Origin of the sequence: Nonomuraea sp. NPDC059194, from assembly GCF_042754765.1 — a bacterium.
Classification (GTDB): Bacteria; Actinomycetota; Actinomycetes; order Streptosporangiales; family Streptosporangiaceae; genus Nonomuraea.
Genome location: NZ_JBHZBH010000031.1, coordinates 50,152 through 73,641, shown reverse-complemented (window position 1 = coordinate 73,641; position 23,490 = coordinate 50,152). Strand labels below are relative to the sequence as shown.

The window sequence follows — 23,490 nt, the reverse complement described above, 5'->3', positions numbered from 1 at the left end:
GGTGGTGGTAGGGCCCCCTGCGACATCGGGAGGATGTCTTGGCCGAACGGGGTCGTCTAGCGTGGACGGGTGAACAGGACCCCATATCTCGCCCTGGTGGTCGCCGCGTTCCAGGTGATCGCCTCGCACGGGGCGAGCCTGCCACAGCCTGACCGGGCGAAGGTCGACGCGGTGGCGAGCCTGCTGCTGCTCGTCGGCCCGGCGATGATGCTCTTCAGGCGTCGCTTCCCCGCCACGACGCTGGGCGTCACGCTCGTGGCGACCTGCCTCTACCTGCTCGGCGGCTACCCCTACGGGCCGGTGTTCACCAGCCCGATCATCCTGCTCTTCCAGGCCGTGGCCGAGGGGCGCAGGAAACTCGCGCTGGTCGCCGCGGGGCTGACCACGATCTTCTTCCTGGTCTACTCGACCTGGCTGGTCTCTCCTCCGCCTTCGTCCGGCCTGTGGCACGTCCTGGCGATCGTCGCGGTCATGGCGCTCATCCTCGCGGCGGGCGAGCTGGCCCGCTACCGGCGCGAGGGGCGGGCCGAGCGGGCCAGGGTCGCCGAGGAGGAGTCCAGGCGGCAGGCCAGCGAGGAGCGCCTGACGATGGCGCAGGAGCTGCACGACGTGCTCGCGCACAACATCTCGCTCATCCACGTGCAGGCCTCCACCGCCCTTCACCTGATGGACGACGACCCCTCGCAGGCCCGCTCTGCGCTCACCACGATCAAGAGCGCCTCCAAGGAGGTGCTCGGCGAGCTGCGCTCGGTGCTGAACGTGCTGCGTGAGGGCGCGCCCCGCTCCCCGACCGCCGGGCTGGACCGGCTCACCGACCTGGTCGAACGGTCGGGGCTGGACGTGTCGCTCGAACAGGCCGACGCGCGGGCACTGCCCGCCCAGGTCGAGCGGGCCGCCTACCGGATCGTGCAGGAGTCGCTCACCAACGCCGCCCGCCACGCGCCGGGGTCGCGGGTGTCGGTGCGGCTCGACTACCTGCCCGCCGAGCTGGTCATCACGGTTGCCGACACGGGCTCGTCGATGCCTGCCGTACTGGCCGAGGAGGGCAGCGGCAACGGCATCCCGGGTATGCGGGAGCGGGCGGCCGCGCTCGGTGGGACCCTGGTGGCCAGGCCCGCGGGCACCGGGTTCCGGGTCGAGGCCAGGCTGCCCCTACCGGAGGAAACACAATGATCAAGGTGCTGCTCGCCGACGACCAGGCGCTGGTGCGGGCGGGCTTCAGGGCGCTGCTGGACGCCCAGCCCGACATGAGCGTCATCGCCGAGGCCGCCGACGGGGCCGAGGCGGTACGGCTGTCGCGGGAGCACGCGCCCGACGTGGTGCTCATGGACATCCGCATGCCGGGCACCGACGGCCTGACCGCGACCAGGCAGATGCCCGAGGGGCCGCGGATCATCATCCTGACCACCTTCGAGCTGGACGAGTACGTCTTCGAGGCGTTGCGCGGCGGGGCCAGCGGCTTCCTGGTCAAGGACACCGAGCCGGCCGAGCTCATCCAGGCGGTGCGGGTCGTGTCGGCCGGCGAGGCGCTGCTGTCGCCGAGTGTGACCAGGCGGCTGATCGCGGAGTACGCGAGCAGAGCCAAGGAGCCGGTCGTGGCCGACGGGCTCGACCTGCTGACCGAGCGGGAGCGCGAGGTGCTGTCGCTGGTCGGCACGGGAATGACGAACGACGAGATCGCGACCAGGCTGTTCATGTCGCCCGCCACGGCCAAGACCCACGTGAGCAGGGCGATGATGAAGCTCCACGCCCGCGACAGGGCGCAGCTCGTCGTCATCGCCTACGAGTCGGGCCTGGTCAAGCCGGGCTGGCTGTGAAACGCGCCCGCGGGTGAAACAACTGTTACTGGCCGCGTCCGGGGCGTGACGTTACGGTTTCGAGCGTGAGGAGGTCGATCGCCCGGTTGCGCGGCCCTGACGGCCCGGCGATCGGGGGCTGATCGTGGATCCTGTCGCCCTGTTCGTCAGCGGGCTCGCCGCCGGGCTGGTGGCGGGCACCGCCTCGTGTACGGCGATGCAGGGCGGCCTGCTCTTCGGCCTGACGGGGGCGTCCCCGTGGACGATCGGGCAGTTCCTCACGGGCCGTCTGGCCGTCCACGCCGTGGCCGGTGGCCTGCTCGGCGCCCTCGGCTCGGCGATCAGGCTGCCCGCCCAGGTCCGCGCGGCGCTGCTGGTCGCGGCGGGCATCGCGGTGATCCTCTTCGCCGTCAGGTCGCTCCGCCACGGCCGCTGCGCTTCCCCACCGCCCGGCAGGCCGCTCAGCGCGCCGCTGCTCGGCGCCGCGACCATCCTGCTGCCGTGCGGGGTGACGCTGGCTATGGAGGTGGTGGCCGTCTCCAGCGGCTCGGCCATCGGCGGCGTCGCGGTGCTGACGGGGTTCGTGCTCGGCACCTCGCCCGCCCTGGCCCTGCTGGGGCTCGTCCTGCGCCGGATCTCGCGCACCAGGCTCGCCGTGCTCGGCGCGGCCGTCGCGGCGGCCGTCGGGCTCTGGACGATCGGCTCGGGGCTGAGCCTGGGCGGCTGGCTGCCCCGCGCCGCCCCTGCCACGGCTGCGGCCGGCCTACGCGGCCCGGGGGGCGGCCCGGGGAGCGGCCTGGGGAGCACGGTCACCGTCTGGGCCACGAACGACGGCTACCGGCCAGGGATCGTGACCCTGCCCGCCCGCACCCCCGTCACGCTGGTCTTCCGCACGAACACCGCCGGGTGCGCGAGGACGGTGACGATCGCCGGGAAGGACGTGGCGCTCCCGGCGACCGTACGGCTGCCGCCGCAGGAACCGGGGACCCTGCGCTACTCGTGCGCGATGGGCATGTACCCGGCCTTCATCAGATTCGTCGCCTCCTCCGGTTAGCCGCCCTGGCGTTCTCCTCGATTACACTCCGCGACCAAGCCGCCACGTGTCACTCTGGCGCAATGACGTGGTGGCAGAACGAGCAGCAGGTGGGGGCCGCGGCCGGACACGGAGTCGAGACGCCCCCACCGGTACCGGCGCCCCGCTCAGGAGACGATCCCGACCTCCTCGCCGCCGCCCAGCACGGCGACCCCCTGGCCGCGCACCGGCTGGGCAAGCTCTACGCCCAGCGGGGCGACCGCTCGGCCGCCAGGCACTGGTGGGAACGCGCCGCGGCGGGCGGCAACATCGACAGCGCCTACAACCTCGGCGTCTGGCACGAGAAGCACGGCACACTCGACGAGGCCATCCGCTGGTACGAGCTGGCGGCGGGCACCGGCGACGCCGAGGCCGCGGTCAACCTGGCGACCCTCCTCATGGAGCAGCGCGGCGACCTCGACGCCGCCCGCCGATGGTTCGAGAGCGCCGCCCACGCTGGATCCAGGCCCGCGGCCAGGCGGCTGGCACTGATCTGCGAGGACGCGGGCGAGCTGCCGCCGGCCCGCGAATGGCACCGCAGGGCGGCCGCCGACGGCGACGTCGCCTCCGCCCACGACCTCGGGTTCCTGTCCTACCAGGCGGGCGAGCAGGAGGAGACGGTCCGCTGCTGGGAGTACGCCGCGCGGGGCGGCCACGCCGAGGCGGCCTACCACCTCGGGCTGTTCCTGCAGGCCACCCGCGACCCCGAGGGCGCCGAGGCGTACTTCAGGCTGGCCGCCAAGAGCGAGCACCCGGGCGCGGCCTCCCAGCTCGGCGGCATCGCGCTGTCGCGCGGAGACCTCCGTACGGCCCGCGCGTGGTTCGAGCGGGCCGCGCAGGCGGGGCGGCTGGAGGACCAGCGGATGGCGGGGTTCGTCTGCGTGGAGCTGTCCGACTCGCAGGGGGCCAGCCACTGGTTCGGCAGGGCGGCGGCCAGCGGCGACGCGGAGTCGGCGTTCAACTTCGGGCTGCTGCTCATCGCCGAGCTCGGCGACCTGCAGGGCGGGCAGCACTGGTTCAGGCAGGCGGCGGTGGCCGGGCACCACCGGGCGGCGCTGGAGCTCGGCGGGCTGCTGTCGGCCACCGGCAACACGCAGGAGGCGGAGCGGTGGCTGGCCGACCCGCCGCCGCCCACCTGGGACCGGCTCACCGAGCCCGAGCTGGCGGCCAGGGCCGAGCTGGCCGCCGCGGCGACGGGGCGCAGGGGCGGCGTGATGATGCGGGTGCGGGACCTGACGGAGATCCTCGGCACGTGGGACCTGATCACCCGGCTGCTGCGCGAGCACGCCGACGTGGTGGCGTGGCTGGCCGAGCGCAGCGGGCTGCGGCCGTCGGCGGTGGAGCACCTGGCGTCGGTGTGGACCACGATCGTGCTGCCGGGGACGTCGCCGTGGCCGACGCCTTCGGAGGTGGAGCACGTCCTGGCCACGGCCCGCGACCTCCGCCTCCGCCTGGGCGCCCGCTGAGCCCCATCTTTCAACCCCAGCCCCGCACCCACGCACCGGGGCCGCGAACGCGCGGGAGGGCACGGGGTTGAGGTCTTTTGGGAGACGCCCGGGGGGAACTCCGGGGCCGCGGAACGCCGGGCCTGTCCCCATCCCCCAAAGAACCCCAGCCCCGCACCCACGCACCGGGGCCGCGATCGTGCGGGAGAGCACGGGGTTGAGGTCTTTTTGGGAGACGCCCGGGGGGAACTCCGGGGCCGCGGAACGCCGGGCCTGCCCCCATCCCTCAAAGAACCCAGCCCCGCACCCACGCACCAGGGCCGCGATCGCGCGGGAGAGCACGGGGCCTTTTGGGAGACGCCTGGAGAACACCGGCCCGCCACGCCTGGGGCTGCGGTGCTGGAGATGGCGACGCCCGCCGGGGGCGATCCGGCGGGCGTCGTCGTGAGGGGTGGCTGTCAGGCGGCCAGGACGTCGGCCACCGGCACGTACGGCAGGCCGAGCGCCTCGGCGACCGGCCCGTTGGTGACCTGACCGGCGTGGGTGTTGAGGCCGAGGGCGAGCGCGTCGTCCGCCTTCAGCGCCTCCTTCCACCCGAGGTTGGCCAGCTTGACCGCGTACGGCAGCGTCGCGTTGGTCAGCGCGTACGTGGAGGTGTTGGCCACCGAGCCCGGCATGTTCGCCACGCAGTAGAAGACCGAGTTGTGCACCGGGTAGGTGGGCTCGGCGTGCGTGGTGGGGCGGGAGTCCTCGAAGCAGCCGCCCTGGTCGATCGCGATGTCGACGAGCACGGAGCCGGGCTTCATCCGCGACACCAGGTCGTTGGAGACCAGCGTCGGCGCCTTGGCGCCCGGGATGAGGACGGCGCCGATGACCAGGTCGGCCTTGAGGACCTCCTGCTCCAGCGCGTAGGCGTTGGACACGAGCGTCTTCAGCCTGCCCTGGTAGATGGCGTCGATGAAGCGCAGGCGGTCGATGTTGGTGTCGAGGACGGTGACGTCCGCGCCCATGCCGACGGCGATCTGGGCCGCGTTCAGGCCGGAGACGCCGCCGCCGATGACGACGACCTTCGCGGGGGCGACGCCGGGGACGCCGCCGGGCAGCACGCCGCGCCCGCCGTTGAAGCGCATGAGGTTGTAGGCGCCGACCTGCGGGGCGAGGCGGCCCGCGACCTCGGACATGGGGGCCAGCAGCGGCAGGGTGTTGCCGACCTGGACGGTTTCGTAGGCGATGCCGGTGGTGCCGGCCTTGAGCAGCGCGTCGGCGCACTCCTTGCCGGCGGCCAGGTGCAGGTAGGTGAAGAGCACCAGGTCGTCGCGCATGCGGTGGTACTCCTCGGCGATGGGCTCCTTGACCTTGAGCACCATCTCCGACTCGCCCCACACCGCGTCGGCGGTGTCGAGGATCTTGGCCCCGGCGGCCAGGTACTCCTCGTCCGTGATGTGCGAGCCGAGACCGGCGCCCCGCTGGACGTGAACGTCGTGGCCGCCCCGAACCAGCTCGTGCACGCCGGCCGGGGTGGCCGCGACGCGGTACTCGTGGTTCTTCACCTCGGCGGGAACGCCGATCTTCATGGGTTGGTCCTTTCTTGGGTGAGGGTGTGCTTAGAGGAGGTTCAGGCCTTCGGTCAGCACGTTGCGGATGACCGACTCGATCTCGTCGAACTCCTTCTGCCCGGCGATGAGCGGCGGAGCGAGCTGGATGACCGGGTCGCCGCGGTCGTCGGCGCGGCAGTAAAGGCCGTTGGAGTAGAGGGCGTTGGACAGGTAGCCGCGGATGAGCCGCTCGGACTCCTCGGCGTTGAAGGTCTCCTTCGTCGCCTTGTCCTTGACCAGCTCGATGCCCCAGAAGTAGCCGGAGCCGCGCACGTCGCCGACGATCGGCAGGTCCTTCAGCTTCTCCAGGGTGCTCTTGAACGCGCCCTCGTTGCGGGAGACGTGGCCGAGCAGGTCTTCCTTCTCGAAGATGTCGAGGTTGGCCAGCGCGACCGCGGCACTGACCGGGTGCCCGCCGAAGGTGTAGCCGTGGGCGAACATCTCCTCGCCGTTCTTGAACGGCTCGAACAGCCTGTCGTGCGCGATCATCGCGCCGAGCGGGGAGTAGCCGGAGGTCAGGCCCTTGGCCGAGGTGATGATGTCGGGCGTGTAGTCGAACTTCTGGCCGCCGAACATCGTGCCGAGCCTGCCGTACGCGCAGATGACCTCGTCGGAGACCAGCAGCACGTCGTACTCGTCGCAGATCTCGCGCAGCCGCTGGAAGTATCCGGGCGGCGGCGGGAAACAGCCGCCGGCGTTCTGCACCGGCTCGACGAAGACGGCGGCGACGGTGTCGGGGCCCTCGAACTCGATGGCCTGGGCGACGCGGTCGGCGGCCCACAGGCCGTACTGCTCGGGCGTCATGCCCTTGACGCCGGAGATCTCTTCGGCGCGGTAATAGTTGGTGTTCGGCACGCGGATGGAGCCGGGCACGAGCGGCTCGAACATCTGCTTGAAGGCCGGGATGCCGGTGATCGACAGGGCGCCCTGCGGGGTGCCGTGGTAGGCGATCTGGCGGCTGATGACCTTGTGCTTGAGCGGCTTGCCGGTGACCTTGTAGTACTGCTTGGCCAGCTTCCACGCCGTCTCCACGGCCTCGCCACCGCCGGTGGTGAAGAACACGCGGTTGAGGTCGCCTGGCGCCTCCTGGGCCAGCCGGTGCGCGAGCTCGGCCGCCTTCGGGTGGGCGTAGGACCACAGGGGGAAGAAGGCCAGCTCCTGCGCCTGCTTGGCGGCCGCCTCGGCGAGCTCCTGGCGGCCGTGGCCGACCTGGACGACGAAGAGGCCTGCCAGTCCGTCGAGGTAGCGCTTGCCGTGGATGTCGTAGATATAGGCACCTTCACCCCGCACGATCGTGGGGATCTCCTGCTCCTTGTAGGAGCTGTGACGGGTGAAATGCAACCACAGGTTGTCTTGAGCGGCCTTGAGAACGTCGTTTTCGGGCTGCGTCATCGGTATCTTCCCTCGTGTCTGAACTCCCCACAGTGTGCATGGTCACATGGGGTGTTGCCAAGCGAAAACGTGGCAACAGTGTGCAAGAAACCCGAGATCCGCAGTCCGTCTATGTAATATCGACGAAATCCGCACGCCACGCCAGACCCGTTTCCACCATGTGGAACCTTCTGTGGTGCAATGAGGCGTACTGTCCAGAACGACTCCGGGGGACAACCCGTGACTCCTGACCAGCTAGAGAGCGCCGTCGCGGCGGGAATGCCCCAGGCCATCGAGGACCTGAAGCGGCTGGCGTCCATCCCCTCCGTGGCCTTCCCCGGCCACCCAGAGGAACCCGTACTCGCCGCCGCGGCCGCCACCGAGGAACTGCTGCGCAGCGTGGGCCTGCCGCGCGTGCAGCGGATTCCCGTGGAGGGCAGCTTCCCCGCCGTCTTCGGCGAGGCCCCCGCTCCCCCCGGCGCCCCCACGGTGCTGCTGTACGCGCACTACGACGTGCAGCCCGCCGGCGACCCCGCGGCCTGGCGCACCCCGCCCTTCGAGCCCACCCTGATCGACGGCGCCCTGTACGGCCGGGGCACCGCCGACGACAAGTCGGGCATCATCTCCCACGTCGCCGCGCTGCGCGCCTTCCACGGCCGCTTCCCCGTCGGCATCAAGGTGATCATCGAGGGCCAGGAGGAGTATGCGGGCGAGCGCCTCGAGGCCTTCGTCGAGCGCAACCCCGAGCTGGTCCGCGCCGACGCGATCATCGTCGCCGACACCGGCAACCCGCGCGTCGGCGACCCGTCCGTCACGACCTCGCTGCGCGGCATGGCGGCCTTCACCATCGAGACGCGCACGCTGCGCGAGCCCGTCCACAGCGGCTCCTTCGGCGGCGCCGCCCCCGACGCGCTGGCCGCGCTCATGCGCATGCTCACCGCGCTGCACGACGACAACGGCGACATCCGCGTCCCCGGCCTGCCGCGCGGCTCCTTCCTCGGCACCGGCCCCTCCGAGGAGGAGTTCAGGCACACGGCGGGCGTGGTCGACGGCGTCTCCCTCGTCGGCTCGGGCTCGCTCGCCGACCGGCTGTGGTCCTCCTACGCCATCACCGTGACGGGCATGGACGTCCCCACGGTCTCCGGCGCGATCAACGCCGTCCAGCCGGCCGCCCGCGCCAGGGTGACGGTCCGCATCCCTCCGGCGGGCGACCCCAAGACGACGGTCGACGCCGTCACCGAGTTCCTGCAGCAGGTCGCGCCCTGGGGCGTGAAGGTGAGCTTCAGCGACGTCGTCCTCGGGTCGGGCTTCCAGGCCGACTCGGGCGGCAGGGCGCGCTCGGCGCTCAACAGGGCCATGGAGCGCGCCTTCGGCCGCGCGCCCCGCGACGTGGGCGCCGGCGGGTCGATCCCGCTGGTCAACACGCTGCTCAAGCAGTTCCCGCTGGCCGAGATCCTGCTGTTCGGCGCGGAGGACGAGGACGCGGCGATCCACGCCCCGAACGAGCGGGTGAACCTGGAGGAGTTGCGCCGGGTGGCCACCACCGAGGCCCTCTTCCTGGCGGAGTACGGCTCGCCCTCGGCCCTGGGGGTCTGACCCTTCGACCACTCGGTCCCCGGCACACCTTCGCCGGGGACCGAGTGGTCGTGCGTTTTCGCCCGGAAGTGGGCATGGGATGCCAGGCCACTCGTCCGTAGGTTGGTCACATGATCAGCATCGGCAAGCCGCTCCCGTCCGACAGGCCCCAGTGGGAGGCCCTGTTCCGCGCCTACATCGACTTCTACCAGCGCACCGAGCCCGACCGGATGTACCAGCGGGCCTGGGAGGAGTTCGAGAAGGACGAACGGATGCACGCCCTCGTCGCAAGACTGGACGGCAGGCTGGTCGGCATCACGCACTTCCTCTTCCACCCCAGCACCTCGGCGCCGGACGCGGACGTCTGCTACCTGCAGGACCTCTTCACCGCCCCTGACGTACGCGGCAGGGGCGTGGCGCGGGAGTTGATCGCGGCGGTGACCGAGGAGGCGAGGCGGCGCGGCTGCGGGCGCGTCTACTGGCGCACCCACGAGTCGAACGGCACGGCGCGGCGGCTCTACGACCAGGTCGCGGAGAACTCCGGCTTCCTGACGTACGTGATCCTGCTGCCATAGCGGTCGTGGTCATCGTCACACCGGCCCGGTAAGGGTCGGTGCCGTCCCATGCGCTAGTTTTTGTACTGACTGGTCAGTTCTAAAGAGGAGCCGTGGTGATCGTCGCGAAGGGTCTGTCGGTGGAAGGAGTGTTCGCCGACGTCTCGCTCGAAGCGGGCGCGAACACGCTCACCGTGGTCGCGGGCCCGACCGGCAGCGGCCGTACGAGCCTGCTGCTGGCGCTGTCCGGCCGGATGAAGCCGACCTCGGGCACCCTGCACGTGGCAGGGCACGCCAGGCCGCGCGCCATCCGCAAGGTCGCCGCGCTGGCGCTGGTCGACGGCGTGACCGACTTCGACAAGGCGCTGACCGTCCACGAGCACCTGCACGAGCGCCGCAGCGGCCGCAAGCACCACGCCGAGGCCCTTGAGGGGGCGGGCCTCGACGTGGACCCGCGGACGCTCGTGCGGGAGCTCGACAGGGAGCAGCGAGTACGGCTCGGCGTCGCGCTCGCGCTCCTCGACTCCCCCGCCCTGATCGTCGCCGACAACATCGACGCGGGCCTGCCGTACGAGCGGCAGATCGCGCTGTGGAACCTGCTCAGAGACCAGCGCACGGCCGTGGTCGCCTCCTGCGTGAGCCCACCCGCCCGCTACGACCACCTCGTGGAGCTGTGATGAAGGAGCTGCGCCGGTTCTCACGGTCCCGGCTGACCAGGGCGGCGATCGCGGGTGTGGTGATGCTGCCCCTGCTGTACGCGGGCCTGTACCTGTGGTCGTTCTGGGATCCGCAGGGCCACCTCGACAGGGTGCCCGTCGCCCTGGTGATGGAGGACCGTCCGGCCGACGCCGACGGCAGGACGCTGCACGCGGGCCGCGACCTCGCCGACGAGCTGAAGGACCGCGAGGTCTTCGACTGGCACGCGACCACCGCCGCGCAGGCGGCCGACGGCGTGCGCGACGGCAGCTACTACCTGTCGCTGAGCGTCCCCGCCGACTTCAGCGCGCGCCTGGCCTCGCCCTCCCAGGACGGCACGCCCACTCCCGCCCAGCTCGGCGTCGAGGTGGACGCCGGCCGCTCCTACATCATGAGCTCGATCTCCGACGCGGTCTTCAACGAGGTCAGGGCGGCGGCGGCGCAGACCGCCGTGCGCGACTACTTCGACCAGGTCTTCGTCTCGATCGGCGACATGCACGACAAGACGACGGAGGCCGCCGACGGCGCCGACGAGCTGCACAAGGGCGCCAACAAGATCGACAAGGGCCTGGGGAAGACGGAGGACGCCACGCAGCGGCTCTCGGCCGGCCTGGGCAGGACGCACGATGGCGCCCAGCAGCTCACCGTGGGCCTGGGCAGCGCGAACACCGCCACGGGCAAGCTCGCGGCGGGCTCGGCCAAGGTCACCAAGGGCCTGGCCACCGCCCAGGACGGGCTCACCAAGCTCGGCACCGGGCTGACCAAGCTCGGCGACGGCGCGCAGAAGGTCGCCGACGGCAACAAGCAGGTCTACGACCAGGTCCACGCGAACTCCGGCAAGGTCAACGCCGCCGCCGACAAGTACGTCCCGGTTCTGGAGGAGTGGGGTCCGCGGGTGGGCGAGGCCGCCGACCGCCTCGCCGACGGGCTGGACGCGATCGCCGACGGGCTCGGCTCGGTGCAGGGCCCGGCTCCCGACCGCGTCAGCGGGGCGGCCGAGCAGGCGGCGAGCAGGGCGCAGGCCGTACAGGACTATCTGGAGGCCCACCCGGAGGCCGACCCCGAGCTGCGCCGCCTGGCCAGGGCCGCAGCCTCGTCGGCGCAGTCGGTCGTCGACCGGGCGGCCACCACGGGGCAGCGGCAGGACACCGGGTCCGACACCCGTGATCGCCTGGCCGAGCTGCGGCGGGAGGCCAGGGAACTGGCCGCGAACGCGCGCAAGGTGGCCGAGGCGGCGCCCAAGGTGGGGCCGCAGGTAGAGGCGCTGCGCGAGCAGTACAACCAGCTCGACGCGGGCCTGGCCAAGCTCACCGACGGCGCGGCCCAGGTGAACGCGGGCATCGCCAAGTCCGGCACCGCCGTTGGCAAGCTGACGACCGGCGTCGGCAAGCTGGCCGACGGCTCCCAGCAGGTCGGCGACGGGCTCGGCAAGCTCGGCGGCGGGCTGGTCAAACTGACCGACGGCGCGACGCGGCTGCGCACCGGCGTCGGACAGCTGAACGACGGCGCCGACCAGCTCCACTCCGGCGTCGGCAAGCTGCACGACGGCTCGGGCAAGCTCAGCGACGGCTCCAAGGACCTCGCGAACGGGCTGTCCGACGGCGCCGAGCAGATCCCCGACTACAGCACGTCCGAGCGCGACGGGCGCACGGACATGATGAGCGACCCCGTCAGGCTGGCCACCTCCGTCGACAACGAGGTGCCCAACTACGGGACGGGCTTCGCGCCGTTCTTCGTGCCGCTGGCCCTGTGGGTGGGCGCGATGATCGCCTACATGGTGCTGCGTCCGCTCAACCCGCGCCTGCTCGCCGGTACGGCAGGCGCGCTGCGGGTGGCGCTGTCCGGCTGGGTCCCCGCCTTCGCGCTGGGCGCGGCACAGGTCGGCGTGCTGCTGGCCGTCCTGAGGTTCGCCCTGGGCTTGGAGGCGGCGCACTGGGCCGGGGTGGCGGGCCTGCTGCTGCTGGCGACGGGCGCGTTCATGGCGATCGTCCAGGCGGTCAACGCGCTGCTCGGCGCGCCCGGCAGGGTCGTCGCGCTGGCCCTGCTGATGCTGCAGCTGACCTCGGCGGCGGGCACCTACCCGATCGAGACCTCGCCCGGCTTCTTCCAGACGATCTCGCCGTGGCTGCCGATGAGCTGGCTGGTGTCGGCGCTGCGCCGGTTGATCAGCGGCGGCGATCTGACCGTCGTGTGGCAGGCTGGCGGCGTGCTCACCCTGTTCCTCCTCCTCGGCCTCGCGCTGACGGTCCTCGCCGTCAACAAAGGCCGCACCTGGACCGTCAGCCGCCTGCACCCGGAGCTGTCCCTGTGACCAGGGCGGAGACGCGCATTAAGGTGTTCGGCGCGGCGATCGAGCTGATCGCCGAGCAGGGCTACGCGGCCACCACGGTCGACGCGATCGCCGAACGCGCCGGGGTGGCCAAGGGCACCGTCTTCTACAACTTCGGCACCAAGGAGGCGCTGTTCACCGCCCTCCTGGAGCACAGCATCGAGCGCCTGGCCGACGCGCTGGGCCAGGCGGCGGTCGGCGACACGGGCCTGGCCGCGCTCGACGCGACGGTGCGCGGCCAGCTGGAGTTCTTCGAGCAGTACGGCGCCTTCGCCAGGGTGCTGCTGGCCGAGATGTGGCGCACCGCCTGGCAGGAGGCGGTGGCCAAGCTGCGCTCGCAGGTGCTCGGCGTCTACACCGACGTCCTGCGCAGGGCCGTGGCGGAGGGCGCGGTACGGCACGACCTCGACGTCGAGACCGCGGCGACCGCGATCTTCGGCATGGTGCTGACGGTCGCGATCGAACGGCGGGCGCTGCACCCCGGACGCCCGCTCGACGAGACCCACCGCACGCTGGTCGAACTGCTGCACGGACGCGTGCGGTAGGCGCCGTTCCGCTGAGTTAGGAGCGGGGCACGACCCCATCGAAGGCGACGCCGTCCAGCGTGCCGCTGACGGCGGCGGAGTCGGCGGGCTCGAACGGCTTCCACTCGATGACGGCATGGACCGTGGACCGGCCGCGGGTGAGGTCGAGGGTGGCGGATGCCCGGCCCGCCGCGTCGAGCCGGATCTCACCGCTCACCGCGAGATCGGCGACGAAACGGTCCCCGGACAACCGCGTCGCATCCGCGCCGTAGTCGATCCGGCCGCCACGCAGCCCCGCGACGGAGAGGTCACCGGCGGCCGGCATGCCGTTCGGGTTGCGGCGGGCCACCGCGTCGTCCGCGGCGGCGAAGGCGGCGGCCAGCAGCCGCCGCCGGTGCGCGTCGAGTCCGTCCACGCGGGCCCGCCGCAGGTCGTGCGACGTGCGCGGGAAGCGGCCGAGCGCGCGGTAGTTCTCCGCGGTGCACCGGACGTCCGACACCGGGCCTGGCGCGCTGAGGAACGAGCGCACGGCCGAGCGCAGGCAGGTGTGGACCTCGCTCTGCCCGAAGGAGGCCCCGACGTGCGCGCCGAAGGGCACGGTGACGGCCGTGCCCCCGAATCTGCCCCCGAATCTCCGCGCCACCTGTGTCGCGTTGGCCGGCGGGGTCACGGCGTCGAGCTGCCCGCCGATGGTCAGCGCGGGCACCCGCGGGGGGCGGGCGGTGTCCGGCAGCGGCGGGTTGCCTTCGCGGGTCGGCCACTCCAGGCACCAGTCGGCCGCCTCGCCGCCCGCGCCGAGCGCCTCGCCGGTGGTGTAGGGGCGGGCCGGCCGCGCCGCCCGGTAGCGGGCGAGCTGGGCGCGGCGCTCATCGAGCCCCGCCTGCCTGCCGTACGGCAGGGCCGCGTCGGCGCAGGCGTAGGCCAGCAGCGCCGGATCGCTCGGCATCGCCGGAGGGGCGGGGAACCGGGTGACCAGGCGTCGTAGCGGCGCGACATCGCCCCGCAGGTAGGCGGCAGCGGCGGCGTTGGCCTGCCTGCCGACGAGGGGATCGGCGAGGTTGCCACTGAGCCGGGCCAGATCCGCGACCTTCACCTGGGCGTCAGGATGCGATCGCAGCCGCGCGACGAGTTTCGCCCAGCGGCTCGCGGCTGTGCCTGGCAGCTTCGCGCACGCGGCCGACGGGCGGCACACGGCGTCGAGATCGGCCGCCGCACGCCGCGCGGCGGAGGCCAGCGACATGTCCGCGTAGCCGTCCCGGCCGGCCGTCAGCGCGCTGTCGAACAGGACGGCGCGGGTCCCCCTGCCGGGATACCGGGCGGCATACGCCTGACCGATCAGGGTGCCCCACGAGTAGCCGTAGACGGTCAGCGCGGGCACGCCGAGCTCGGCGCGCAGCGCCTCGATGTCGTGCGTGGCGTAGGCGGTCCCGAAGAAGCGGGCGCGCTCTCCGAGCCTGGCGGCGCATCGCCGTACGGTCTCGGCGTCGGTCACGTCGAGCCCCGGGCACGACAACGGGCTCGATCGGCCCCAGCCCCGCTGGTCGAGCATGAGCAGGTTCTGATGGTCGAGGGCGGACCCGAGCCAGGCGCGGGTGTTGTCGACCGCCCACAGCGAGGGCGCGGGCCCACCGGGAAGGACGAGAACGGTGCCGGTCGCCTGCCGCGTCCGGTCCTTGGCCGGCACCCACGTGTAGGCGATCGAGAGCTTGTCCCCCTGCGGGTTCGCCGGGTCCAGCGGCACCTCCAGCGTGCCGTCGCAGCGTTCGGCGGCCTGCGCGCAGGAAGCGGCGCGCGCCACAGCCGGTGGCGACACGGCGGTGAGGGCCGCGGTCACCGCCAGGGCGGCGAGCAGGCTGGTGGTCCTTCTCCTCATGAGCACTCCGTCCGGATTCTGTTCGGTGCTCCCACCCTTGCGGCCGCGCCCCTGCCGCCACATCTGCCTGCCGGCCACACCTGATCCCTCTCGAGGCAGAGCCGGCGGCGCCGCGAGCGTGCCTAGACTTGGCCGCATGTCGCGGATCAACCACCTGGTCAGGTGGGGACAAGGGCATCGGGCCCTCCTCGACGTCGCCCTCGCCGCGCTGTTCGGCCTGCCCCTGCTGGTCTGGACCGGATTCGTGCTGGGGGCGGTGTCCCCCGCTCTGGTGGGGGCGCTGATGGCCCATGTCGCCATGGGTTTACGCCGCGGGGCGCCGTGGTGGTCGTTCGCGGCGGTCTCGGCCGGATGCGCGGTGATGCTGACGGTCGGCGGCGTGGCGCTGCTACCCCCCTCAATGATCGTCTTCCCGTGGTCGCTGTACTCGGTGTGCGCCCACGGCCGCCGGGAGGCCGCCGCCTGGGCGCTGGCCGTGGCCGTACTCGGATCCGCGGTCATCGGCGTGAAGTTCTGGCTCAACCCGCACCAGAGCGCTGGGCTGCCGCCCGGCTTCGTGGCACTCTTCCTGCTGGCCGTCTGCCTGGCGGCATGGAGCCTGGGGGTGTGGCGGCGGACGCAGCGCGTGTACCTGGCCTCGGTCGAGGAACGGGCGCGGCGCGCGGAGGCCGACAGGGAGGAGCGCGCGCGGCGCGCGGTCAGCGCCGAGCGGGCGCGGATCGCCCGTGAGATCCACGACGTGGTGTCGCACTCCCTGTCCGTGGTGATCAGCCAGGCCCAGGGCGGCACCTACGCCGTTCGATCCGACCCCGGAAGGGCCCACGAGATCCTGTCCACGATCGCCGAGGCCGGACGCCACGCGCTGACCGACATGCGGAGCCTGCTCGGCGTGCTGCGCGCGGAGACGCCGCTCGAACCCGACTCCCACGGCTCCCAGCCGACGCTGGACGAGTTGCCGAGGCTGATCGACGGGACCCGCGCCGCGGGCCTGGAGGTCACCATGGAGCAGGAGGGCGTCGAACGGCGGCTCAGTCCGGCGGCCGAGCTCGCGGTCTACCGGATGGTTCAGGAGTCGCTGACCAACACCCTCAAGCACGCGGGCGCGGGACACCGGGCCCGCGTCCTGCTGCGCTGGGGCGAGACCGAACTGACCGTGGACGTCCGAGACTCCCCCAGTCATGACGGCTCTGGTCACGCGGGCCCCGGTCACGGGCACGACGCTGGTGGGACGGAGGCCGGGCACGGCCTGGTCGGCATGCGCGAGCGGTTCCTCGCGTTCGGCGGCGCCGCCACGGCCGGCCCCACGACCGGCGGCGGTTTCCTGGTGTCCGCGCGGCTACCGTACGCTCCCGGTCAGCGAAGGGAGACGCGGGCGTGATCAGGGTGTTCTTCGTCGACGACCAGGTGATGGTCCGCGCCGGATTCGTCATGGTGGTTGAGGCGCAACCCGACATGACGGTCGTGGGCGAGGCGGGTGACGGCGCCGAGGCGCTGCGGAAGCTGGCGGTCACCACCGCGGACGTGGTCCTGATGGACGTCAGGATGCCGCGCGTGAGCGGGATCGAGGCGACCCGCCGCCTGCTCGCCGAGCCCGGCCACCGGCCGCGCGTGATCGTCCTGACCACGTTCGACCTGGACGAGTACGCCTTCGCCGCGCTCCGCGCCGGAGCCAGCGGCTTCCTGGTCAAGGACGCGCCGCCGGAGGACCTGCTGGCCGCGATCCGCACCGTGCACCACGGCGACGCGGTCATCGCGCCCTCGGCCACCCGGCGCCTGCTCGACCATGTCGCCGCCGACCTGCCGGTGCCCGACGAGGGCCCCGACCCGTTCGCCGCGCTGACCCCGAGAGAACGCGAGATCCTCCAGCAGCTCGCGCTCGGCCGGTCCAACGCCGAGATCGCCACACGGCTGTTCGTCTCTGAGGGCACGGTGAAATCCCACGTCCGCAGCATCCTGGCCAAGCTCTGCCTGCGGGACAGAATCCAGGCCGTGATCTTCGCCTACGAGAACCGGCTCGTCCGCCCCGGCACCTGACCCCTCACATGTGTACGGCCAGGCCGTCCGCTCGTGGGTGGACTCCTGGTGGCCAGGAGCCCCTCGCGGGCGGGCTCCTGGTGGCCAGGAGCCTCACCGATCACCGATGAGGGCCTGAACCTCCTCGACCACCTCCCGCACCGACCTGCCGTCGGTGTCGATGCGCAGGTCGCCCGCCCCGGCGAGGTCCAGCGCCTCCGCTTCGCGCGCCGCCCGTCCGGCGATTCGGCGCAGGGTGTCGGCGTCCAGGCCCTTCAGCTCGTCGCCCGGCACCACCGGTCCCTCTCCCCGGCCGCGCCGGGCGACGCGCTCGGCCAGCGTGGCCGTACCGGCGTGCAGACGGCACACCGTCACCGCCGTTCCCGAAAGCAGTTCGGCGTAACCGCGGAGGGTGGCGTCAGCGTCGGCGTCCCCCGAGACGATCAGGCAGCGGGCGCCGGCCGCCCGATATCCGGCCCAGAGGGCCGCGAGGTTGCGGGCCTTGAGGCGATGAGAACCCGGGTCGTCGTCAGCGACGGGACGCAGTGCGCCGAGCTGCTTGAGATCGACGTAGGCGGCTCGCACTCCGGTCCGGAAGACCTGCCTGAAGACCTCGTAGCCGACCGTCGACTTCCCGACGGCGGTGGCGCCGGAAAACCACAGCACGGGAACGGCATCGCCGCGGGACGCCGACGAGCTGGGAACGACATCCCCACGCGGCACGGAAGGGCCGGGAACGGCACCAACACACGGTCCCGACGGACCGGGAGCGGCACCGCCACGTGACGCCGACGGACCGGGGACCGCACCGCCACGCGGCGGGGGAGACCCGGGCAGGGCACCGCCGGACGTTGCGGGAGACCCGGGCACAACATCCCGGCGCGGCGCGGGAGACCCGGGCACGACATCCCGGCGCGGCGCGGGAGACCCGGGCACGGCACCGCCGGACGTTGCGGCCGGGACGGCATGCGGCCAGCCACCCGCCCGCTCGCGGACCAAGCGGGCCACGTCGGCCACGGTGAGCCCGTCGGTGTCGACGCACACGTCGGCGAAGTCACCGCGGTCCAGCGCCCGCGCGTCGGCGACAGCCCGCGAGACGAGGTCCTGACGCCATCCTCGCGCGAGGAACCGTTCCCTGAGCTCGGCGGGGTCGGCACGCAACCGGCACAGCGTCAACGCCGCGTCAGGGAGCAGCGCCGTGTGCTCGCGCACCTCCTCGAGACTGCCGACGACACCCGACAGGACCACGCACTTCGCCCCCTCCTCCCGGAAAACGGGCCACATCGCGGCAAGACTCCGCGCCCGGATCCAGTGGGTGCCGCCCTCCGGTACGGGATGGCACAGGCTGATCTGGTCGCCGTCGACGAACGCCGTCTTGACCCCACTCCGGCTCAGCTGGACGAACACCTCCCAGCCGACCGAGGACTTCCCGACACCCGACGGCCCGAACAACCACAGCAGGGGCAGAGGAACGCTGCTCATCCGCGCGACCGTAATGGGCCGCCCCCACGGTGCGCGAACGGTTTACCGGCCGCGACCGCGGGCCGCCCCCACGGTGCGCAAACGGTTTACCGGCCGCGACCGCAGGCCGCGCCTGGGCAGGGAAAGTCGACGCCCGGCCCGCGTCTCAGCTAGCTCGCCGAGGAGATCAGGCGGGTCCCGAAGCCGCCAGGGAGCGGACGGGCAGGTCGTAGATGCGGCGGACGCTGGTGCCGGAGGCGCTCAGGTCCGCGCCGTAGACGTGGAGCGAGATGCCGATCTCGTCGCTGGTGTTGCGCACCTTGTGGATGTCGCCAGGCGGCGCGAACCCGGACACGTCGCCCGGCGGGTTGTCCGCGCGGCCGATCTCGACCAGGTGGTCGCCCATGTCGCGGTAGAGGGTCTCGTGCTCGTTTCCGGTGAGCACGCCGAACGTGCACCACGCCACGTGGTCGTGGATCACCGTCTCGTGGCCTGGCTGCCAGACGACGGCCACGATCGAGAAGTCCTTCTCGGCGTGGCGGATCGTGGAGACGTAGTGGTCGGGATCGCCGAGCAGTTCCTCGGGCGTGAGCAGGTCGGCGGGGTCGGGCAGGTTCCCCCTCAGCAGGTCGGCCACGGCGAACGCGGTGTGCCGCGGGTCGAGCCCCTTGGCGGTGATTTTCCTGATTGCTCGCAGCAGTTCGTCCATGCCTTTTACGCTCCTCCCTCTAGACCGATAGGTCCAACAGAAGTTTTTTGGCATATTCATAGATATGCTCGATGTAGTTCGACTCCGGGTGTTGGTGGCCGTCTCGCGTACCGGCTCGCTCACGGCAGCGGCCAAGTCGCTGCACTACTCGCAACCCTCCGTCAGCCATCACCTGTCGAGGCTGGAGGCGGAGACGGGGGCCAAGCTGATCGAAAGGGTCGGGCGCGGCATCCGGCTGACCGAGGCGGGCAAGCTGCTCGCCGACCGCGCCGCCGAGATCATCGGCCGTCTCGACGCCGCCTCGGAGGAACTGGCCGCGCACGTCGGCCTGCGCTCCGGCCGGGTACGGCTGGCCGCGTTCCCCTCGTCGCTCGGCACGTTCGTCCCCGTCGCCGCCGCCAAGCTGGCCGCCTCGCATCCAGGGCTCCAGCTCACGCTCATCGAGACCGAGCCGCCCGAGGCGCTCAGGCTGCTGCGCGCGGGCCGCGTGGACGTCGCGGTGATCTTCAGGTACGACGACACGGCGCCTGAGGAGAGCGGGACCAGCATGACCCACCTGCTGGACGACCCGAGCTACCTCGTGACGCAGGACGGCCGGGGCACGCTGGCCTCGCACGCCGCGTCGCGGTGGATCGGCGGCTGCGACCGGTGCAGGAGCCACCTGCTGGAGCTGTGCGCGCAGGCCGGCTTCGAGCCGTCGATCTCGTTCACCAGCGACGACATCGTGGCCGTGCAGGCGCTGGTGGCGGCGGGGATGGGCGTGACCGTCCTGCCGGGGCTCGCGCTGCGCGCCCACCGGCACGAGAGGGTGTCGGCGAACGAGATCCCCGGGTCGACGAGGCACGTGTACGCCGCCACGTACGGCGCGCCTCCCCTCCCGCCCGCCACCGCCGCCCTCGTCCACGCCCTACGAGCCGCCTGCTGACCCGGGTCTCAACGGGTGAAAAGGCGTTGATCCGGGAGCAGGGCGGTTCCTACCATGACGGCATGCCGGACTTCGCCACACTCGCCGTCTTCTGCGCGGCCACCATGGCCCTTCTCCTCGTGCCGGGACCCGCGGTGGTCTTCATCGTCACCAGAAGCGTCGCGCAAGGACGGGCGACCGGGCTGGTCTCGGTGCTCGGCATCCACACCGGTTCGATCGTGCACGTGGCGGCCGCCGCCTTCGGTATCAGCGCGCTGCTGGCGGCCAGTGCGACGGCTTTCATGGTGGTCAAGTGGCTCGGCGTCGCCTACCTGGTGTGGCTCGGCGTCCGCAAGCTCATGACCAGGTCCGACGACGGGGAGACGGCGACGCTGAAGAGCCATTCGCGCTCCAGGGTGTTCTGGGAGGGGTTCGTGGTGAACGTCCTCAACCCGAAGACCGCGATCTTCTTCCTGGCGTTCCTTCCGCAGTTCGTGAAGCCTGAGCTCGGGCCGGTGGCACCGCAGATCGTGCTGCTGGGCGTGGTGTGGATCGCGCTCGGCGTCGCGAGCGACGGGGCCTACGCGCTGCTCGCCTCGGCCCTTTCGGGGCGTCTGCGCAACTCGGCCCGTGCGCGTCGCCGACTCGACGTGAGCAGCGGCATCGTCTACCTGGGCCTCGGTGCGGCGGCCGCGTTCACGGGGGAGCCCGCCAAGGCCTGACCCCACACTCCCACGGATCCCGCCCGGCGCTCGTCGGCGCGGGATCCTCCCGTTTCCACGGGCTGAAGGACTTTGGGGGGTGACGGTCAGCCCTGGGCCAGGGCCTGTTCTCGCGCCCAGCGGTAGTCCGCCTTGCCCGCCGGAGACCGGACCATCTCGTCCACGAACGCGTACGTTCGCGGCACCTTGTACCCCGACAAGCTGCCCCGGCAGTGCGCGTTCAGTTCCTCCCGCGTGACCGGCACCCCCTTGCGCGCCTCGACGACCGCCGCGACCCTGTTCCCCCACCGTTCGTCCGGCACCCCGGTCACCACCGCGTCGAACACCGCCGGATGCCCCTTGAGCACCGCCTCGATCTCCTCGGGAAAGACCTTCTCCCCGCCGGTGTTGATGCACTGCGACCCGCGCCCGAACACGTTGATCGTCCCGTCGGGCTCGACGGTCGCCAGGTCGCCGGTGAGCAGCCAGCGCGTCCCCTCCGCATCCGTCACGAACGTCCTGGCCGTCTTGTCCGGGTCGTTGTAGTACCCGAACGCGATCCTCCCGGCCTTCGCCACGGTCCCCAGCACGCCCGGCTTCACCGGCTGTAACCGCTCGTCGAGGACCGCCAGCCGGATCGTCGAGTTCGCGTTCGGCTGGTAGCGCAGCCCCTTCTCCGGCGACGACCCGGCCACTCCCGACGCGGTGAACCCCGACTCGGTGGAGCCGAAGTTGTCCAGGATCATCGTGTTCGGCAGCAGTTCCTGCAGCCGGTCCCTGACCGCGCCGGTGAGGATGGCCCCCGTCGAGCTGATCACGAACAGCGACGACAGGTCGTAGCTTCCCGCCGCGATCTCGTCGGCCAGCGGCCTGGCCATGGCGTCGCCGGTGATGTTCATCGACAGCACCTTCTCCCGTTCGACCGCGCGCAGTACGTCCGCGGCGTCGAATTTGCGCACGTACACCATGGCCGCGCCCATCCACCAGGCGATGAAGGTGGCCATCTGCGCCGCCCCGTGCATCAGCGGCGCCACCGCCATCATGATGATCGGGTCGGCCTTGGCGGCCTCCTCGACGACCTGCTCGGGGCTCTGGCGCGGCTCACCGTAGGGGTTGCCGCCGCCGAAGCCCATGAACAGGTCCTCGCAGCGCCACATCACGCCCTTGGGCAGGCCGGTGGTGCCGCCGGTGTAGATGATGTAGACATCCTGGCCCGACCTGGTGCCGAACCCGCGCGTTTCCGGCTGGTTCTCGAGCGCCTTCTCGTACGGCACCGCCGTACCGATGGCCGACTCCCCGCCGACGGCGACGAGGTGGCGCAGCTCGGGCGCCTGGGGGGCGACGGCGGCGACCCGGGCGTCGAACTCCACGTCGTAGACGAGCGCGACGATGCGGGAGTCGGTGTAGAGGTGGAGCAGCTCGGCCTCGACGTAGCGGTAGTTCACGTTCACGGGCACCGCGCGGAGCTTGAGCGTGGCCAGGAGGGTGGCGACGTACTCGATGCCGTTGTAGAGCTGGGCGCCCACGTGGTCGCCCGGCCGTACCCCGTGGTCGTGGAGGTGGTGGGCGAGCCGGTTGGCGTGGGCGTCGAGTTCGGCGTAGGTGAGCCTGCGCTCGCCGCAGACCACGGCGACGCGGTCCCCGATGGCGTCGGCGAGACCCTCGAACAGGTCGGCGTGGTTGAACTCCATCGGGCCTTCCTCTCCGGAAACGACGGGTGTCAGGGTTTGTCGGAGCCGACGATCCACATGGCGAAGAACTGCGCGCCGCCGCCGTAGGCGTGGCCGAGGGCGCGGCGGGCGCCGTCGACCTGGTGCTCGCCCGCCATCCCGCGCACCTGCAGCGCCGCCTCGGCGAAGCGGATCAGCCCCGAGGCGCCGATCGGGTTGGACGACAGCACGCCGCCTGACGGGTTCCACGGGATGTCGCCGTCGAGCGCGGTCGCGCCCGACTCGGTGAGCTTCCAGCCCTCGCCTTCGGCCGCGAAGGCGAGGTTCTCCAGCCACATCGGCTCGTACCAGGAGAACGGCACGTAGATCTCGGCGACGTCGATGTCGCGTCGCGGGTCGGCGATTCCGGCCTGGCGGTAGACGTCGGCGGCGCAGTCCTTGCCGCCCTGCGGGTTCACGGTGTCGCGACCGGCGCGGAAGATCGGCTCGGACCGCATGGCCGTACCGTGGATCCAGGCGGGGTGGCCGGTGACCGCGGACTCCGAGGACAGCACGACGGCGCACGCGCCGTCGGAGGACGGGCAGGTCTCCAGGTAGCGGATGGGCTCCCACAGCATGGGCGTGGCCTCGACCATCTCGCGGCTGATCCCGGGGATCTTCAGGTGGGCGTAGGGGTTCTTGAGCGCGTTCTGGCGGTCCTTGACGGCGACGAGCGTGCCGATGTGGTCGGGCGCGCCGGTTCTGCGCATGTACTCGCGGATGTGCGGGGCGAAGTACCCTCCGGCGCCGACGATGAGGGAGGCGCTGAACGGCAGGTGCGTCGACAGGGCCCAGGTGGCGTTCGATTCCGACTGCTTCTCGAAGGCGACGACGAGCACGCGGTCGTGCACGCCGCCCTGGATGAGGCTCGCGCCGACCAGGGCCGTGGAGCCGCCGACGCTGCCAGCCGTGTGGACGCGCATCATCGGCTTGCCCGCCGCGCCGAGGGCGTCGGCGAGGTACGCCTCGGGCATCATGACGCCCTCGAACAGGTCGGGCGCCTTGCCGATCACGACCGCGTCGATGTCCTTGAAGGTCAGCCCGGCGTCGTCCAGGGCCCTGAGCGCGGCCTCGCGCACGAGTCCGGCGATGGAGACGTCTCTGCGCTTGGTGGTGTAGTGCGTCTGGCCGACGCCGACCACCGCGCATCGGTTACCCATGCC

Annotated in this window: 20 protein-coding genes; 13 read left to right on the top strand and 7 right to left on the bottom strand. The window is 71.9% G+C overall.

Going from position 1 to position 23,490, the window contains the following annotated elements; translation table 11 throughout:
• Positions 1-69: 69 nt before the first annotated feature.
• The 4 genes from ACFXJ8_RS31365 to ACFXJ8_RS31350 all read left to right on the top strand — a co-directional run bounded on the left by ACFXJ8_RS31365 (position 70) and on the right by ACFXJ8_RS31350 (position 4,334).
• Positions 70-1,173 (top strand): sensor histidine kinase, encoded by a 1,104-nt coding sequence (locus ACFXJ8_RS31365; protein ID WP_379647590.1) that lies wholly within the window; start codon positions 70-72, stop codon positions 1,171-1,173.
• A complete protein-coding gene (locus ACFXJ8_RS31360) occupies positions 1,170-1,817 on the top strand; it encodes a response regulator (RefSeq protein ID WP_379647589.1) in 648 nt (215 codons plus the stop codon). The genes ACFXJ8_RS31365 and ACFXJ8_RS31360 overlap by 4 nt, the downstream gene beginning before the upstream one ends.
• A 124-nt stretch (positions 1,818-1,941) precedes the next feature.
• Entirely contained in the window at positions 1,942-2,850 is a 909-nt protein-coding gene (locus ACFXJ8_RS31355; RefSeq protein WP_379647588.1) for a sulfite exporter TauE/SafE family protein, read from the top strand.
• Between the two features lie 62 nt (positions 2,851-2,912).
• On the top strand, positions 2,913-4,334 hold the full coding sequence (locus ACFXJ8_RS31350) for a tetratricopeptide repeat protein (protein WP_379647587.1): 1,422 nt from the start codon (positions 2,913-2,915) through the stop codon (positions 4,332-4,334).
• A gap of 437 nt (positions 4,335-4,771) precedes the next feature.
• Here ACFXJ8_RS31350 and ald read toward each other — a convergent pair whose 3' ends face one another.
• Positions 4,772-5,887 (bottom strand): alanine dehydrogenase, encoded by a 1,116-nt coding sequence (gene ald, locus ACFXJ8_RS31345; protein ID WP_379647586.1) that lies wholly within the window; start codon positions 5,885-5,887, stop codon positions 4,772-4,774.
• Positions 5,888-5,917: 30 nt separating this feature from the next.
• Positions 5,918-7,300, bottom strand: a complete 1,383-nt coding sequence (locus ACFXJ8_RS31340; protein ID WP_379647585.1) for an aspartate aminotransferase family protein — start codon at positions 7,298-7,300, stop codon at positions 5,918-5,920.
• A 219-nt stretch (positions 7,301-7,519) separates the two neighbouring features.
• Between ACFXJ8_RS31340 and ACFXJ8_RS31335 the strand changes: the two genes are divergently transcribed.
• From ACFXJ8_RS31335 to ACFXJ8_RS31315, 5 genes are all read left to right on the top strand, one after another.
• Positions 7,520-8,875, top strand: a complete 1,356-nt coding sequence (locus tag ACFXJ8_RS31335; RefSeq protein WP_379647584.1) for a M20/M25/M40 family metallo-hydrolase — start codon at positions 7,520-7,522, stop codon at positions 8,873-8,875.
• 110 nt (positions 8,876-8,985) lie between these two features.
• Entirely contained in the window at positions 8,986-9,429 is a 444-nt protein-coding gene (locus tag ACFXJ8_RS31330) for a GNAT family N-acetyltransferase (protein WP_379647583.1), read from the top strand.
• Between the two features lie 95 nt (positions 9,430-9,524).
• Positions 9,525-10,085, top strand: a complete 561-nt coding sequence (locus ACFXJ8_RS31325; RefSeq protein WP_379647582.1) for an ATP-binding cassette domain-containing protein — start codon at positions 9,525-9,527, stop codon at positions 10,083-10,085.
• Positions 10,085-12,415 (top strand): YhgE/Pip family protein, encoded by a 2,331-nt coding sequence (locus ACFXJ8_RS31320; RefSeq protein ID WP_379647581.1) that lies wholly within the window; start codon positions 10,085-10,087, stop codon positions 12,413-12,415. The genes ACFXJ8_RS31325 and ACFXJ8_RS31320 overlap by 1 nt, the downstream gene beginning before the upstream one ends.
• Complete coding sequence (locus ACFXJ8_RS31315; RefSeq protein ID WP_379647580.1) at positions 12,412-12,978, top strand: TetR/AcrR family transcriptional regulator; 567 nt, start codon at positions 12,412-12,414, stop codon at positions 12,976-12,978. Before ACFXJ8_RS31320 ends, ACFXJ8_RS31315 begins: the two co-directional genes overlap by 4 nt.
• Positions 12,979-12,994: 16 nt before the next feature.
• Here the strand turns inward: ACFXJ8_RS31315 and ACFXJ8_RS31310 are convergent, their stop codons facing one another.
• Positions 12,995-14,830, bottom strand: coding sequence for an alpha/beta fold hydrolase (locus ACFXJ8_RS31310; protein WP_379647579.1), 1,836 nt, complete (start codon positions 14,828-14,830; stop codon positions 12,995-12,997).
• Positions 14,831-14,966: 136 nt separating this feature from the next.
• On the opposite strand from ACFXJ8_RS31310, the gene ACFXJ8_RS31305 reads away from it, so the two are divergent.
• Together ACFXJ8_RS31305 and ACFXJ8_RS31300 are read left to right on the top strand one after the other, a co-directional pair.
• Positions 14,967-16,208 carry a sensor histidine kinase gene (locus tag ACFXJ8_RS31305; protein WP_379647578.1) on the top strand — a complete coding sequence of 414 codons (1,242 nt, stop codon included), beginning with the start codon at positions 14,967-14,969 and terminating at the stop codon, positions 16,206-16,208.
• Positions 16,205-16,864: a response regulator gene (locus ACFXJ8_RS31300; protein ID WP_379647577.1), complete on the top strand. Its 660-nt coding sequence runs from the start codon at positions 16,205-16,207 to the stop codon at positions 16,862-16,864. Before ACFXJ8_RS31305 ends, ACFXJ8_RS31300 begins: the two co-directional genes overlap by 4 nt.
• 93 nt (positions 16,865-16,957) lie before the next feature.
• Here the strand turns inward: ACFXJ8_RS31300 and ACFXJ8_RS31295 are convergent, their stop codons facing one another.
• Entirely contained in the window at positions 16,958-18,325 is a 1,368-nt protein-coding gene (locus tag ACFXJ8_RS31295) for a hypothetical protein (RefSeq protein WP_379647576.1), read from the bottom strand.
• 166 nt (positions 18,326-18,491) lie between these two features.
• The gene (locus ACFXJ8_RS31290; protein WP_379647575.1) at positions 18,492-19,013 is read right to left on the bottom strand and encodes a cysteine dioxygenase; all 522 of its coding nucleotides are present in this window, start codon (positions 19,011-19,013) and stop codon (positions 18,492-18,494) included.
• 64 nt (positions 19,014-19,077) lie between these two features.
• On the opposite strand from ACFXJ8_RS31290, the gene ACFXJ8_RS31285 reads away from it, so the two are divergent.
• A complete protein-coding gene (locus ACFXJ8_RS31285) occupies positions 19,078-19,938 on the top strand; it encodes a LysR family transcriptional regulator (protein WP_379647574.1) in 861 nt (286 codons plus the stop codon).
• Between the two features lie 62 nt (positions 19,939-20,000).
• Positions 20,001-20,639, top strand: coding sequence for a LysE family translocator (locus tag ACFXJ8_RS31280; RefSeq protein WP_379647573.1), 639 nt, complete (start codon positions 20,001-20,003; stop codon positions 20,637-20,639).
• Positions 20,640-20,725: 86 nt separating this feature from the next.
• Here the strand turns inward: ACFXJ8_RS31280 and ACFXJ8_RS31275 are convergent, their stop codons facing one another.
• Both ACFXJ8_RS31275 and ACFXJ8_RS31270 read right to left on the bottom strand, forming a co-directional pair.
• The gene (locus tag ACFXJ8_RS31275; protein WP_379647572.1) at positions 20,726-22,309 is read right to left on the bottom strand and encodes an acyl-CoA synthetase; all 1,584 of its coding nucleotides are present in this window, start codon (positions 22,307-22,309) and stop codon (positions 20,726-20,728) included.
• Positions 22,310-22,338: 29 nt separating this feature from the next.
• Entirely contained in the window at positions 22,339-23,487 is a 1,149-nt protein-coding gene (locus ACFXJ8_RS31270) for a thiolase domain-containing protein (protein WP_379647571.1), read from the bottom strand.
• Between the last annotated feature and the right edge of the window lie 3 nt (positions 23,488-23,490).

Bases quoted from the DNA above. Each gene is read 5' to 3' on its own strand.
- ACFXJ8_RS31360 (WP_379647589.1), top strand. From the start codon at position 1,170: ATGATCAAGGTGCTGCTCGCCGACGACCAGGCGCTGGTGCGGGCGGGC.
- ACFXJ8_RS31350 (WP_379647587.1), top strand. From the start codon at position 2,913: ATGACGTGGTGGCAGAACGAGCAGCAGGTGGGGGCCGCGGCCGGACAC.
- ald (WP_379647586.1), bottom strand. From the start codon at position 5,887: ATGAAGATCGGCGTTCCCGCCGAGGTGAAGAACCACGAGTACCGCGTC.
- ACFXJ8_RS31340 (WP_379647585.1), bottom strand. From the start codon at position 7,300: ATGACGCAGCCCGAAAACGACGTTCTCAAGGCCGCTCAAGACAACCTG.
- ACFXJ8_RS31330 (WP_379647583.1), top strand. From the start codon at position 8,986: ATGATCAGCATCGGCAAGCCGCTCCCGTCCGACAGGCCCCAGTGGGAG.
- ACFXJ8_RS31320 (WP_379647581.1), top strand. From the start codon at position 10,085: ATGAAGGAGCTGCGCCGGTTCTCACGGTCCCGGCTGACCAGGGCGGCG.
- ACFXJ8_RS31310 (WP_379647579.1), bottom strand. From the start codon at position 14,830: ATGAGGAGAAGGACCACCAGCCTGCTCGCCGCCCTGGCGGTGACCGCG.
- ACFXJ8_RS31305 (WP_379647578.1), top strand. From the start codon at position 14,967: ATGTCGCGGATCAACCACCTGGTCAGGTGGGGACAAGGGCATCGGGCC.
- ACFXJ8_RS31295 (WP_379647576.1), bottom strand. From the start codon at position 18,325: ATGAGCAGCGTTCCTCTGCCCCTGCTGTGGTTGTTCGGGCCGTCGGGT.
- ACFXJ8_RS31290 (WP_379647575.1), bottom strand. From the start codon at position 19,013: ATGGACGAACTGCTGCGAGCAATCAGGAAAATCACCGCCAAGGGGCTC.
- ACFXJ8_RS31285 (WP_379647574.1), top strand. From the start codon at position 19,078: ATGCTCGATGTAGTTCGACTCCGGGTGTTGGTGGCCGTCTCGCGTACC.
- ACFXJ8_RS31280 (WP_379647573.1), top strand. From the start codon at position 20,001: ATGCCGGACTTCGCCACACTCGCCGTCTTCTGCGCGGCCACCATGGCC.
- ACFXJ8_RS31275 (WP_379647572.1), bottom strand. From the start codon at position 22,309: ATGGAGTTCAACCACGCCGACCTGTTCGAGGGTCTCGCCGACGCCATC.
- ACFXJ8_RS31270 (WP_379647571.1), bottom strand. From the start codon at position 23,487: ATGGGTAACCGATGCGCGGTGGTCGGCGTCGGCCAGACGCACTACACC.